Origin of the sequence: Bacillus cereus group sp. RP43 (assembly GCF_040459645.1) — a bacterium.
GTDB classification, from domain to species: Bacteria; Bacillota; Bacilli; order Bacillales; family Bacillaceae_G; genus Bacillus_A; species Bacillus_A mycoides_C.
The window spans coordinates 3,110,381-3,125,009 of record NZ_JARVHQ010000001.1 but is presented as its reverse complement, the minus strand read 5'-3'; the positions used below and the strand labels follow the sequence as shown (position 1 = coordinate 3,125,009).

Genomic DNA, 14,629 nt, shown 5'->3' with positions numbered 1-14,629 from the left:
TTTACAAACATGCCGTTTTGTACTTTTTACCCTTCCAACATTTTTCTTTACAATGAAGAAAAATATGTGAGGTGGTATAAATTATGATGAATCGAGTTGTATTAATCGGTAGATTGACAAAGGAGCCAGAATTATACTACACAAAACAAGGAGTCGCATATGCACGGATATGTGTTGCGGTGAATAGAGGTTTTCGAAATAGTTTAGGTGAACAACAAGTAGATTTTATAAATTGTGTTGTTTGGCGAAAATCGGCTGAAAATGTAACAGAATATTGTACGAAGGGTTCACTTGTTGGAATTACCGGGCGTATTCATACGAGTAATTACGATGATGAACAAGGAAAGAGAATATATAGAACTGAAGTGGTGATTGAAAGTATTACATTTTTAGAGAGAAGGCGGGAGGGGGCATCGCAATAATATTAGACTCTTAACTATAGTTTCGGAATAATTAGGTGGAAAGAGAAAGCATGAAAAAGTATGATGATGGGAAGAAATCAGCAAAATTAAGCATCCGAGTAGGAGTATAAAGGGGTAACATGTTACAATACAGCTAAGAACACGCAATAAAGGAGAGTATTTTTAAGTGAAAATTAAAGCAATTGAACCGACGCCAAGTCCGAATACAATGAAAGTTATTTTGAATGAAGTATTACCATCAGGAGCGCGTAATAATTATACAAATGAAAATAAAGAACAAGCACCAGTACAAGTGCAAGAAATTTTGAAGATTGAAGGCATTAAAGGTGTGTATCATGTAGCAGACTTTTTAGCAGTGGAGCGAAATGCGAAGTATGACTGGAAAGTTTTATTACAACAAGTTCGTGCCGTTTTTGGTGAAGAAATAGTGGAAGAAAGCGAAGAACAACAACTTTCTCATTTTGGAGAAGTGAAAGTGTTTGTTCAAATGTTCTTTACTATTCCGATGCAAGTGAAGTTAACAGATGGAACGACAGAAGAGCGTGTAGGCTTACCTGATCGTTTTAAAGAATCCATTATGAAAGTGCAAATGTCTGCACCTAACGTTGTGAAAGAGCGCAAATGGGTAGAGCAAAGTACACGTTACGGTAATTTTGAAGAAATCGGGAAAGAAGTAGTAGAAGAAATTGTTGCTGCTTATTCAGAAGAACGTGTAAATCAAACGGTTAAAGAATTATTAGATCAAGCAGGTGCTGTTGAAGTAACGATTCAAAAGCGTGAGCCATATAAAGTAACAGAAGAGATGATGAAAGATTCTGACTGGAAAAACCGTTTTGCAGCTCTAGAACAAATGGATCCAACGGAAGAGGATATGACGGTATTGAAAATGGCGCTAGATGATGAGAAAGTATCTATTCGCCGCTTAGCAACAGCTTATTTAGGTATGGTAAAAGGTGAAGGCGTATTGCCGTTATTATATAAGGCGTTATTAGATCGTTCTGTAAGTGTTCGCCGTACAGCGGGAGATTGCTTATCGGATGTAGGTGACCCAGCAGCGATGTTCGTTATGATTAAATCTCTGAAAGATTCAAGTAAATTAGTACGCTGGCGTGCAGCAATGTTCTTATTTGAACTTGGTGATGAAAGTGCAATTCCGGCATTAAAAGCAGCAGAAGATGATCCAGAGTTTGAAGTAGCAATGCAAGCACGTTTAGCTTTAGAACGTATTGAAGGCGGCGAAGAAGCAAAAGGTTCTGTATGGAAGCAAATGACGGAGTCTCGTAAAGGGGAATAATATATGATTGTTTTCTATGATAGTTGGTGTCCGATGTGTACAGCAGTTGCAGAACGTACGAAAAAATTAGATAAAAAGGGTAAGATGAAATTTGTTTCATTTCGAGATGAAGATGTAGTTGAGAAATATGAACTTTCTCAAGAATTACAAAGTAAGATGGAACAAAGACTGTATATTTTAAAAAATAATAAGTGGTATGACGGAATTCATAGCATTAACGTATTAGCAAAGGCCGTTCCATCTTATTGGTTTGCAGTTCCTTTTATAAAGCTATCTATCGTACTTGGATTTGGAAGCAAAGTATATGATTATATCGCTAACAATAGAAAACTTGTCCCAGTTGGACACTGCCGTGAAGGGGTTTGTGAAATCCCTACAAAAAAATGAAATCATCGTTATCTTTCTTTTGCACCTATTAATAGCGCGTGATATGATGAAGTTGGAATGAAAGTTGAAGGAGAGATTACAAGATGTCAAATGCATATGAAGAATACATGCGTCAAATGGTAATTCCAATGCGCCAAGAGTTAGTGCGTTCTGGATTTGAAGAGTTAACTACAGAAGAAGCTGTAACAGAATTTATTGAGAATGCAACAGGTACAACTTTAGTAGTTGTAAACTCTGTTTGTGGTTGTGCAGCTGGCTTAGCACGCCCATCAGCTGGTCAAGCGGTTGTACGTGCTGAAAAACAACCTGATCATCTTGTAACTGTATTTGCAGGTCAAGATAAAGACGCTACTGCGAAAATGCGTGAATACTTCGGAGAAATCCCTCCATCTTCACCATCTATGGCATTACTAAAAGGAAAAGAAGTTGTTCACTTCATTCACCGTCATGAAATTGAAGGCGCAACAATGGACGAAATTATTACAAACTTAGAACAAGCTTTCGAAAAGAATTGCTAAAGTAGGGGGAGAGTGAATCTCCCTCTTTTCTTTATATAGAGGTGAAAAAATGATAGTAACAACAGCAGGAAGAACAAATAAAGAAATGATAGCTTATGCAAATAAGGTAGCGGAAGAATTAAATTGTTCTTTCGTTTTACGTAATGATATACCTGTACACAAACTGCATGAGCAGTATAAACAGGATGTACTTGTCGTAGGGAAAAACCGATTAGCTATTTATCCAAAGGGTACGGAAGAGTCGTTTTTCTTTCATCCAAATTCGGCGATGTTTCGTGTGAAAAGGTTAATGCGCGGAGAGCACGATCCATTTGTACAAGCTGCAAAGTTAGAGAGCGGAATGACAGTGTTAGATTGTACGCTCGGTATGGCATCAGATAGTATTGTAGCTAGTTATATCGTTGGTGAGAACGGAACAGTAACAGGACTTGAAGGTAACGAATATATGGCTTACATAATGGAAAAAGGTTTGCAAGCATGGTCTTCATCAGTTTCTGAAATCGATAAGGCAATGCAAAGAATCCATGTAAAGCAAACAGAGCATTTCGCTTTTTTAACGCAATGTGAAGATAATAGTTATGACGTTGTTTACCTTGATCCGATGTTTGAAGAAACTGTCATAGAATCAGATGGAATTAAAGGGTTAAAACACTTCGCTTTGTATCATGATATTACTGATGAAACAATTGCGGAAGCGAAGCGTGTGGCGAGAAAACGTGTCGTTCTGAAAGACCATTTCCGTAGTACTAGATTTGAAAAACACAATTTTCACGTATACAAAAGAAAAAGTGCAAAGTTTCATTTTGGGGTAATTGACCTTTGCTAATTGTTTGAAAAGATGTATAATAAGCAATAATTAATTAAATATACTGTCTGTGATGAAGAGAGTAGTCTTTTTCAGAAGGAAAGCGAGCTAGGGATGGTGTGAGCCTAGTGCGGAAGAAAAGATGAAGCGCACTTCGGAGATGCTTCTTGAACGAATAGTAGAGTAAGCCGAGGCCCCCTGTCCTCGTTATAAACGGGAAAGTGGTTCGTAATGAACAACAAGGGTGGTACCACGGGTTAAAACTCGTCTCTTTTTTAGAGACGAGTTTTTTGTGTTTTAAAAAATAAGGAGGTTACAGTATGGAGTATAAAACGCAGTTTGCGAAGAGCTTATCAAATATTATTACGGACGAATTAACGCAAAATCAAATTTTAGATTTAATCGAAACCCCAAAACAAGATGAATTCGGTGATGCAGCGTTCCCATGTTTTTCACTAGCGAAGCAATATAAAAAATCACCAGCTACTATCGCAAAGGAAGTTGCGGAGAAATTAAATGACCCATTTTTTACGAAAATAGAGGCTGTTGGCCCGTATGTAAACGTCTTTTTTAATCGTCAAACAGTAAGTGATGAAGTATTAAAAACAATTTTAGCGGAGAAAGAAGAGTACGGTCAAAATCACTTTGGATGTGAAAAAACGGTAGTTATCGATTATTCCTCTCCTAATATCGCGAAACCTTTTTCAATGGGGCATTTACGTTCTACAATGATCGGCAATTCGCTGAAACATATCGCCGAAAAATGTGGATATGAAGTTGTCGGAATTAATTATATTGGGGATTGGGGAACACAGTTCGGAAAGTTAATTACCGCATATAAAAAATGGGGAAATGAAGAAGTTGTTAAAGAGGATCCAATTCGTGAGTTATTTAAGTTATATGTTCAGTTTCATGAAGAAGCAAAAGAGAACAAAGAACTAGAAGAAGAAGGACGCTCATGGTTTAAAAAACTAGAAGAAGGAAATGAAGAAGCAGTCGAACTTTGGAATTGGTTCCGTCATGAGTCTTTAAAAGAATTTTCTCGTATTTATGAACTTCTCGGTGTGGAATTTACAAACTTTCAAGGAGAAGCTTTCTATAATGATAAAATGGAAGACTTTATTGGGATTTTAGAAGAGCACGACTTACTGGAAGAATCAGAAGGGGCATTAGTCGTTAATTTAGAAGAAGAAGGTATGCCGCCATGTTTAATTAGAAAATCAGATGGTGCTACCATTTACGCAACACGTGATTTAACAGCCGCATTGTATCGTCAAAACACATACGAATTTGATAAGGCTTTATATGTAGTAGGACCCGAACAAAGCTTGCATTTTAATCAATTTTTCACTGTATTAAAAAAGCTTGGCTACACTTGGGTTGATGGGATGGAACATGTACCGTTCGGGTTCATATTAAAAGATGGTAAGAAAATGTCGACACGTAAGGGTAGAATTATTTTATTAGAAGAAGTGCTAGAAGAAGCTGTTGCACTTGCGGAACAAAATATTGAAGAGAAAAATCCGAATTTAAAACAAAAAGAAGAAGTGGCAAAGCAAGTAGGTGTTGGAGCAGTTATCTTCCACGATTTAAAAAATGAGCGTATGCATAATATTGAATTCTCATTAGAAAATATGTTGAAATTTGAAGGGGAAACAGGACCGTATGTACAATACACACATGCGCGTGCTTGTTCAATTTTAAGAAAAGAAAGTGTAGAATTTGAAACGTGTACTTTTGAATTAAAAGACGATTACAGCTGGAGTGTAGTAAAATTACTCAACAGATTCCCAGAAGTAACTGAAGCAGCCTTCAATAAAAATGAGCCATCTATTATTTCAAAATACGTATTAGATGTAGCACAAGCGTTCAATAAATATTATGGAAATGTTCGTATTTTAGAAGAGAACGAAGAAAAAGAGAGTAGAATCGCATTAGCTTATGCTGTGACGGTTGTATTAAAAGAGGGATTACGTTTACTTGGGGTGGAGGCGCCTGAGGAGATGTAAAATAAAAAAGGCTAGTGTATCGTTAACAATGCACTAGTTTTTTTACTTTGGAATTTTGCTATTTATACTTAACTAGCCTGAAATTTCAACAATAGTGTAGGGATATGGCTAATCTATAGAGAACTTTAGTTTTGTATATAAAAGGAGGCGTGGTTTTTGGAAGAGTATGATTGGAACAGTAAACTAACATATTTAAAAAATACGAGAGATTTATATTACAATGATGATTATTTAAGTTTTTTAGTAAATACAGTTTGGAAGATTTCTGAACCGGTACATATTGTTGATTACGGCTGTGGATATGGTTATTTAGGCTTAGTTTTGTTGCCTTTGCTTCCAAATGGATCAAAATATACAGGCATTGATAGCGGGAAAGCATTAATAGCTGAAGCGAGAGAGTTGTTTCGTGCACTCCCATATGAAGCAGAATTTATTGAGGGGGATGCTACAGAAATTGACTTGGAAAATAAATACGATATAGCAATCTGTCATGCCTTCTTATTACATATGAGTACTCCAAAAACGATGCTAGAAAAAATGATACATTCGATTAAAGAAGGAGGTAGAATAATCTGTTTTGAGCCACATTGGATGTCAAATATGTCTTCATACGTATTAGAGGGAGAGAATCAATCGGAAATCATCCAGCTAGGTGTTTTACAGAAATTATTTGAAAGGGATACACAGAGAAACGGTAGAGATGGCAATATTGGTATGAAAATACCAATGTATTTAAGTGAATTAGGTGTTAAAAATATTGAATGTAGAGTAAGTGATAAAGTGAATTTTTTAGATTCTAATTTAAATCAAAATGATAAGCAAGGATTATATAATTCTCTAAAAGAAGAGGGGATTGCTAGTAATCCAGGTGAAAAACAACAATTTATAGACCGTTTAATGAGTCGGGGCTTAACATTTGCTGAAGCGCTCGCTCAATATGAAGCAGAACTACGATTTTTTGAAGTGTTTCATATACATGCATCTTTAGTGTATGCTCCGAATATGAAAATTACATTTGGTGAAATAAAGAAGTAAATATCATATTAGAAAAGTAAGGGAGAAGGAGAATTGCTATATTTTTAATATGGATAGGTTACCATTATTATCAAGATTTGTCGGTAAATCGATATATCTTATCAAATCGTTGATCTATTGTAAGTTACGATATATATATTCAGGAAATCGTTAATATAATTTCATTCACTGAATGAAGCCTCAAAAAAGAAGATAAAACTCATCTTCGAATAATACATGTTATTTCATCAAATTAAACAAAATAACGAGAAAAAGTATCGTTTTTAAGATATTTAGTTAAAAACTTGAATAATATTAAATAATATCGTTCATTATATGAGGTTTTAGTTGAATGCATACTATATGATGTGTAAAATCTAAGCAAGTAGGTTAGAATACTGCTTGCAAATGGCAGTATAAATAATTATTTGAGGTGAATACATGCTAGATTTTAAACAATTAGAAATTTGTTTGAAAGAAAAGAGATTTGTAGATGGATTACATGAGATAAATAATGAAATTGCACATATAAAAGAAATGAATAAGTTATCATACGTGAAGAACTGGCTTTCTAACGTCTCGTCACCTAAGGAGTTTGATACATTAATTCGCCTTGCTGATGAAGGTTTGATGCATCAATATAGCTCCTTTTTAATTCGTTATACTTATAAAAAATTCCCAAATATGAGAACGCTCTCTTTATATTGTGATGAGTTAATTGATGAGCGTAAAATCCTTGATGCTGAACAATTATTAAAAGATTCTTTGGAAGAGGTAAATGAAGAAGAAACTGATGCGGATGTTTTAACGAAAGCATATTTTACGTTAGTTAGATGTTTGTTAGATATGAAGCGAAATGAAGAGGCCTATGCCTATATGCAAAAGGCGGAAAAGTATAGTACACGTGCAGTTTTTGATAAATGGGGTTACTTATATATACAGACTGGTGAGTGGGAGAAGGCAGAGGAACAACTTTTATCCGGTCAGCAGCATAAAGATTGTGAAGAGTTAGCTACGTACTTATTGGCGCAATTATATGCATATAAAGGTGAACAGCAGCGAGCATTACAACTCATTAATGATGCGATTGCAAAGTTCCCTCAAGTACCATATTTCTATTTTGAAAAAGTAAAATATTTATTAGATTTAGAGCGTTATGAAGAAATGTTAGCGGTAGTAGATAAAATTAATCACATGCTCCCGCATCATGCATATACAACTTATTTTATACATTTACGTGCAGAAGCATTTTATAAAATAAATAATATTCACGATTTGCAAGCACTATTGAAAAGCGAAAAGAGTTTGAAAAATTCTCTATATCATCATATAGAAAAAAATCCTGATGGAAAAAAAGTTCGTTTACCAATAATTCCGGTTGTACAAAAGGATAACTATTGCGTTCCGACAAGTTTAGAAATGATGTTAGGGGTATGGGGAGAAAAACGTACGCAAGATGAAATAGCACAACATATTTTTGATGTAACAGGTTCTAAGTTTTCAGATACAGTTACATATATAGAGGAGCAAGGTTACGAATATCGTTATTTTCAAGGGAATGTGGAAAATTATAAGAGATTACTTGATCAAGGTATTCCCGTTTTATTAAGTATAGATATTGAGCACGCTTCCCATGTACAAGTACTTTCTGGTTATGACGACGTGCTGCAAGCTTTTTATATTCAAGATCCGAATTTCTTAGAACCGATTCTTGTGGAATATGATAAGTTGCAAGAAAGATATCGTTATACAGATTGTTTAGCTATTACGTTTACACCAAAAGATAGAATGGAACAACTTTCATTTTTAAATGAGGAAGAACACACTTATTATAAAACAATCTTTTCTCTTACAGATCATTTAGCTGAGCAAGATAAAGAGGGAATTGAAAAGTTAGTACTATTTTTAAAAGAAACAAGTGAAAATCCAAATACTTGGCTATATACGATTAAACATTTAGATGCTGAAGTAGATAAAGATTTTATTCAGTTTTGTATAGAAAAATTAATGGAAAAGTTTCCGAGCTCTGACTTTGTGAAACTGCATAGTGCACAGTGCTTTATTCGTCTGCAAGATATGGAAAAAGCAGGACATATGCTTCAAAGTGTGGAGAAGAAAAATAGTCAAGCGTTGTATCATCTTATAAATGGACGTTATTCTTTTGAGCAAGATAATTATGCAGAAGCGATTGCTAGTTTTCGTTCATCATTACAATTGGATGCAGATCAACCAGTTGCATGGAGTTTCTTAGCATTATCATACATGTATATGGATCAATCCGAAAAGGGGCTAGAGTATTCTCTAACAGCTATAGAACGTAGCCCTGAAAGGTTTACACTTGTAAATCACGGTTTAATTTTAATAGATTTAGAACGATATGAAGAAGCATATGGATTCTTTAATGATTTATTAAAAGAATATAAGTATGAAGCGCACATATGGTATGAACGTGCAAGATGTGCGCAGCATTTAGGAAAAGTGTATTTGGCGATAAAAGGACTTAAAGTAGCAATTCAATTAGATAAAACGGCAGCGTATTTATATACGAAGCTTTCAGAAATCTATGAATCAGATTTGGATGATAGGAATAATGCGAAGGAAATTTTATTACAAGGAATTCAAAATTGTGAAGATCAGGCATCTTTATATGTTCGTTTAGGAGATGTGCATTTTCAAAATGATGAACTTGAAGAAGCGGAAACTATATATAAGCGTTCTTTAGAAGAAAATAATGAAGATGTATATGCCCATTTCGGTTTAACTCAAGTTTATATGGCAGAGGAACAATATGAGGATGCAAAAAGCTATATTGTTAGTATTAATAAGCAATTTGAAGACAATCAAGATTTTCTTATGAATGCTGGCATGGTGCTATGGGATGCTGAAATGGCATTAGGTGGGGATGAAAAAGAGTTAAAACTTGCACTTTCTAAATTAGAGAACGGTATACGAAGCGTATACGCTAATATAGCGAGCGTGTTGGATGAGTATGTAAATCGAATAAAAGACACAGCTTTTGTGCAACGAGGTATAGCGTTTTTAAGAACGTTAGAAAAAGAAAAAGAGGATGTAATTGAATACGGTTGTTACGCTGGTGTTTTATATGAATCTATTGGACAGTATGATCAGGCAATGAAGAGATACAACAAGGCAATAGAACAAAAGAGAACTGCATTGCCATATTATCGAATTGGCGAAACATACATGGCATTAGGACAATTGACAGAAGCAAAAAAAGCGTATGAAACATGTTTAGATCTTGATGAAAACTTCGCAGGTGTACATTTACAGCTTGCTGAAATATACGAAAAAGAAGAAAATCGTTCTAAAGAACAAAGTCATATGATCCAGGCAATGAAAGAAGAGCCTTTGCATATTAATATGGAATATTTGGCACAGCTTTCAGTAGATTTGAATCTTCATGAAGAATTGCTAGTTGAATTAGAAAAATTGGCGGAAGAAGTTCCTGAAACATGGCGTTTAGATGCGATTGCATACGTGTTTGGCGCGATGAATGACATAGATAAAGAAAAAGAATATATTGAATGCGCAATGAAAATAGATGAAGAGCATGTGGAAGTACTATATCATTATGCGAAAGTACTTGTTAAAAAACAGAGTGCAGAAGCAATCGAAGTTGCGCTGAAAGTAATGCATAAAGATTCGGGAAACGAACGTATATTTGGTGTGTACGTAAAAGCAATGGAACAACATAAAAAATTATCCCAAATACGAGATGTACTTCATACGCTAAAGGTGAAAAAAGCAGAAAGAAGTACAGCGTTTATGTATGCAGCTACTGCGGTTGCTGAAAGGTTAGTAGAAAGGCAGCAAAATGAGCAACCGAAAAAATCTTTATTTACAAGAGCATTTTATCGCATGAAAAATCGTGCGAAGGAAATTTCAATGATTACAGTTATTATTGATTTATTTGAGATTTCCTTAAAGTTAAATCCGAAAAATAGTACGGCAGCGCAGCGTTTTGCACAATTTTACGAGAATGCAGCGATGAATAAAGAAGCGATAGAGGTATTACAAACATCGTTAGAACATAAGTGGGATTATGATGTAGCGAAGCAACTTGTAAATCTTTTCATTGAGTGTGAGGAAGAAGCTATGTTACGAGATGCTTTGGAATTAACGAAACAAATGGTTCGAGAGCTACCGGATGATTATGATACTCTTCTTTTACAAGCGAGTGTATTATGTAAAACCGGAGAAGAAAGAAAAGCGGAGAAAATTTGCTTACAATTAATTGAGAAAACACCATTTGTAAGTAGAGGATTCCTTGCTTTAGCAGAATTATATCAAAGTCAAGAGAGGTATGAGGATGCGATTCATTTATTAGAAGGTGCTTCTGTACATCATCCAAATGAAACGGCAATTCTTCTTGCTTTAGCATCTTCGTATCATAGAGCTGGGCAAACGGCCAAGGCAGAAGAAATAACAAGTGAAATATTAGCAATTGAGGCTACTGACTTGTTAGCAAGATACGATCATGCTTGTTATTTAACATTATTAAACAGAAATGAAGAGGCAAGAGATGAACTTGAAATTGTGCTTCGTGAAGATGAAACAGGATTTTTCGCTGAACTTGCAGAGGAAGATGAAGATTTAGCAGGATTGCGAGAGTTTGAAAAGTAATTGTATAAGAATAGAGAAAAAGGGTATAAATAAAAATATGTTTTGAATTGGTTGACAATTAATTGCCCAATGGCATAAAATAACTTTTAATAAAGTATACAAATCTGAAGACGAGAAAGAGTAAAATAGTGAGCTGTTCCCCAGAGAGCCGGTGTATTGCTGAAATCCGGTGTGCAGACGTTATTTGAAAATCATCTCCGAGGAGCCGTGGCTGAACAAAGTAAGCTCGGACGGATGTCTACCGTTACAAAGAACGCGTATGTTAGTACGTTGCTAAGTGCTATTAGTGAAAAGCTAATAGAATTAGGGTGGTAACGCGGGTAAACCCGTCCCTACTTCATAGGGACGGGTTTTTTGTGTGCTTTTTAAAAAATTCAAAGGAGTGATTGTACATGAAAAAAGTAGATGTAAAAGAGTCAGCTGTAGGGAGAGAAACACGTATTCGTAAGCAGTGGAACGAACAAAGTATTTTCGAGCAATCAATTCAGAATCGAGAAGGCGCACAATCTTTTGTGTTTTATGAAGGACCACCGACAGCGAACGGATTACCACACGTCGGCCATGCACTTGGGCGGGCGATTAAAGATTTAGTAGCGAGATATAAAACGATGGCTGGATATAAAGTGTTAAGAAAAGCCGGATGGGATACACATGGATTACCTGTAGAATTAGGTGTTGAAAAACAACTTGGTATTTCAGGTAAACATGAAATCGAAGAGTACGGAATTGAACCATTTATTCAAAAGTGTAAAGAAAGTGTATTCACATATGAGAAGCAGTGGCGTGAATTTACGGAAAGTATTGGATATTGGGTGGATATGGATGATCCGTACGTTACTCTAGAGAATCCATACATTGAAAGTGTATGGAATATTTTAGGGACGATTCATGAAAAAGGCTTGTTATATAAAGGGCATAGAGTTTCACCGTACTGCCCAAGCTGTCAAACATCTCTTAGTTCACATGAAGTTGCACAAGGATATAAAACAGTGAAAGATTTAAGCGCCACAGTTAAGTTTAAAGTGAAAGATAGTGAAAATGAATATTTCCTTGGATGGACGACAACACCGTGGACACTTCCAGCGAATGTTGCACTTGCCGTACATCCGAATATGGAATACGTTAAAGCGAAACAAGAAGGATATGTATACATTGTTGCGAAAGAACGTGTACAAGAAGTATTAAAAGAAAACTATGAAGTACTATCTGTTCATAAAGGTGAAGAATTATTAAATACATCGTACACAGCACCGTTTCCGATGAAGGAAGTTACAAATGGATACCGTGTTATTGAGGCAGATTTTGTAACTGCAGATAGTGGTACAGGACTCGTTCATATCGCTCCAGCATATGGGGAGGACGATTATAAAGTCGTTCAAAGTGAAGGGTTATCGTTCTTACATGTTGTAGATGAGAAAGGTGAGTATACAGAAGCGGTACCATTTCTTGAAGGTAAGTTCGTAAAAGATTGTGACGTTGATATTGTTCGTTATTTAGCGAAGGAAGGTTTGCTATATCATAAAGAAAAATATGAGCATAGCTATCCACATTGTTGGCGCTGTGATTCACCATTACTTTATTATGCAGGAGAAAGCTGGTTAATCCGAACAACTGAGATTAAAGAAACATTTTTACAGAATAATGATTCTGTTACGTGGTATCCAGACCATATGAAGCACGGGCGCTTTGGTAAGTTTTTAGAAAACATGGTGGATTGGAATATTAGCCGGAATAGATATTGGGGAACACCGTTAAACGTGTGGGAATGTGAAAGCTGCGATCATCAATTCGCACCGAAAAGCATTGCCGAATTAAGAAAGCACAGTACAAAAGAAACGCCTGAAGATTTAGAATTGCATAAGCCATATGTAGATGAAGTACAAGTGTCCTGTGAAAAATGCGGGAGTACAATGAACCGTACACCAGAAGTAATTGATGTTTGGTTTGATAGTGGCTCCATGCCTTTTGCGCAATATCATTACCCGTTTGAAAATAAAGAGTTATTTGAAGAACAGTTTCCAGCAGATGTAATTGCGGAGGGAATTGATCAAACACGCGGCTGGTTCTATAGTTTATTAGCCGTATCAGCACTATATACAGGGAAAGTACCGTATAAACGAGTGTTATCACTAGGGCATGTTCTAGATGAAGAAGGACAGAAAATGTCTAAAAGTAAAGGGAATGCACTAGATCCTGTTGATTTAGTAGAGAAGTTTGGTGCCGACGCTCTAAGGTGGGCTCTACTCGTTGATAGTGCGCCGTGGAATGCGAAACGATTTTCTGAAAGAACAGTACAAGAAGCGAAATCTAAATTTATAGATACGTTAGTCAATGTGTATAGCTTCTATGTTTTATATGCAAGTTTAGATGAATATAATCCGAAAGAAAAGTATGAAGTTAAGCGGACAAAATTAGATGAATGGGTGTTATCAAGATTGCATAGCACAACGAGAAAGGTAAGAACTGCACTTGATGATTATCAATTCACAAATGCAGCTCGTGAAATTGCTGCTCTTGTAGATGAAGTAAGTAACTGGTATGTAAGACGTTCACGCAATCGTTTTTGGGAATCAGGTATGAATCCTGAAAAAGCAGCTGCGTATAAAACACTTCATGAAGTGCTTGTAACAATTAGTAAATTAATCGCACCATTTACACCGTTTGTAGCTGAGGATATTCATCTGAATTTAGAAGGAAGCAGCGTTCATTTAGCAGATTATCCGGTTGTAAACGAATCACTTATCCAGCCAAAGTTAGAAGCGAAAATGGATGCTGTTTTACAAGTTGTTGAACTTGGAAGAAGTAATCGTAATCAACATTCATTAAAAGTAAAACAGCCGTTAGCAGAGCTTGTATTACTTGAGCATAATGAAAATGATATCGATTGGGAATCTTATCGTGATATCGTAATGGATGAGCTAAATGTGAAAGCATTCCATGTTGAACTGGATGAATCGAAATACACATCATATCAATTAAAGCTGAATTTTAAAACAGCAGGACCGAAGTTTGGTAAAAATGTGAATGCAGTAAACGGGTGGCTAAAACAATTATCACAAGAAGAAGTACAAAATTTTGTATCAACAGAAAAAGCAGTATATGAAGCAAAAGCAGGGGAAGAAGTAATTGTCACGGCTGAAGATGTATTAGTAGAGAAAGTTGCGAAATCAGGATTCTCAAATACGACTAACGGACAATATACGGTTATGTTAGATACGAATGTAACTGAGGAATTGTTACAAGAAGGAGTAGCACGTGAATTTATTCGCGCCGTTCAAGAATATCGTAAGCAGTTGAATTTACCGGTTAATTTACGAGTGGATGTAATTCTTGATACAGAAGAAGAACTACAGCAAACGTTAATGAATCATAAAGATTTATTGGAAGAAAACTTACTCGTCAAGCAATTTAAATTTGGTCACTTAACGAATGAGGATGATGAACTTTCTTTAGGTGAGACAAAAGTCCGAATTAAATTAAACGCGGCTAATTAAAGCAAAAAGGAAGTTGGAATCATTCCAACTTCCTTTTTGCAT

General features: G+C 35.6%; 9 protein-coding genes and 2 other annotated features. All 9 genes read left to right on the top strand.

Annotated features, from left to right (window positions below; translation table 11 throughout):
• Nucleotides 1–83: 83 nt before the first annotated feature.
• The 9 genes from QCI75_RS16250 to ileS all read left to right on the top strand — a co-directional run bounded on the left by QCI75_RS16250 (nucleotide 84) and on the right by ileS (nucleotide 14,587).
• The gene (locus tag QCI75_RS16250; RefSeq protein WP_002171706.1) at nucleotides 84–422 is read left to right on the top strand and encodes a single-stranded DNA-binding protein; all 339 of its coding nucleotides are present in this window, start codon (nucleotides 84–86) and stop codon (nucleotides 420–422) included.
• Nucleotides 423–588: 166 nt separating this feature from the next.
• Nucleotides 589–1,716 (top strand): conserved virulence factor C family protein, encoded by a 1,128-nt coding sequence (locus tag QCI75_RS16245; RefSeq protein ID WP_144507987.1) that lies wholly within the window; start codon nucleotides 589–591, stop codon nucleotides 1,714–1,716.
• 3 nt (nucleotides 1,717–1,719) lie between these two features.
• Nucleotides 1,720–2,103, top strand: coding sequence for a thiol-disulfide oxidoreductase DCC family protein (locus QCI75_RS16240; protein ID WP_144507989.1), 384 nt, complete (start codon nucleotides 1,720–1,722; stop codon nucleotides 2,101–2,103).
• Between the two features lie 83 nt (nucleotides 2,104–2,186).
• Nucleotides 2,187–2,621, top strand: a complete 435-nt coding sequence (locus QCI75_RS16235) for a BrxA/BrxB family bacilliredoxin (RefSeq protein ID WP_002065140.1) — start codon at nucleotides 2,187–2,189, stop codon at nucleotides 2,619–2,621.
• A 49-nt stretch (nucleotides 2,622–2,670) separates the two neighbouring features.
• Complete coding sequence (locus tag QCI75_RS16230; RefSeq protein WP_144507991.1) at nucleotides 2,671–3,447, top strand: class I SAM-dependent methyltransferase; 777 nt, start codon at nucleotides 2,671–2,673, stop codon at nucleotides 3,445–3,447.
• A 40-nt stretch (nucleotides 3,448–3,487) separates the two neighbouring features.
• Nucleotides 3,488–3,701, top strand: a binding site (T-box leader).
• 45 nt (nucleotides 3,702–3,746) lie between these two features.
• Nucleotides 3,747–5,435, top strand: a complete 1,689-nt coding sequence (argS, locus tag QCI75_RS16225) for an arginine--tRNA ligase (RefSeq protein WP_144507993.1) — start codon at nucleotides 3,747–3,749, stop codon at nucleotides 5,433–5,435.
• Nucleotides 5,436–5,591: 156 nt separating this feature from the next.
• Nucleotides 5,592–6,470 (top strand): class I SAM-dependent methyltransferase, encoded by an 879-nt coding sequence (locus QCI75_RS16220; RefSeq protein ID WP_144507995.1) that lies wholly within the window; start codon nucleotides 5,592–5,594, stop codon nucleotides 6,468–6,470.
• A gap of 420 nt (nucleotides 6,471–6,890) precedes the next feature.
• Complete coding sequence (locus QCI75_RS16215; RefSeq protein ID WP_353760831.1) at nucleotides 6,891–11,093, top strand: tetratricopeptide repeat protein; 4,203 nt, start codon at nucleotides 6,891–6,893, stop codon at nucleotides 11,091–11,093.
• 98 nt (nucleotides 11,094–11,191) lie between these two features.
• Nucleotides 11,192–11,430 (top strand) — a binding site (T-box leader).
• Between the two features lie 55 nt (nucleotides 11,431–11,485).
• Nucleotides 11,486–14,587, top strand: a complete 3,102-nt coding sequence (gene ileS / locus QCI75_RS16210) for an isoleucine--tRNA ligase (protein ID WP_353760830.1) — start codon at nucleotides 11,486–11,488, stop codon at nucleotides 14,585–14,587.
• The last annotated feature ends 42 nt before the right edge of the window (nucleotides 14,588–14,629 follow it).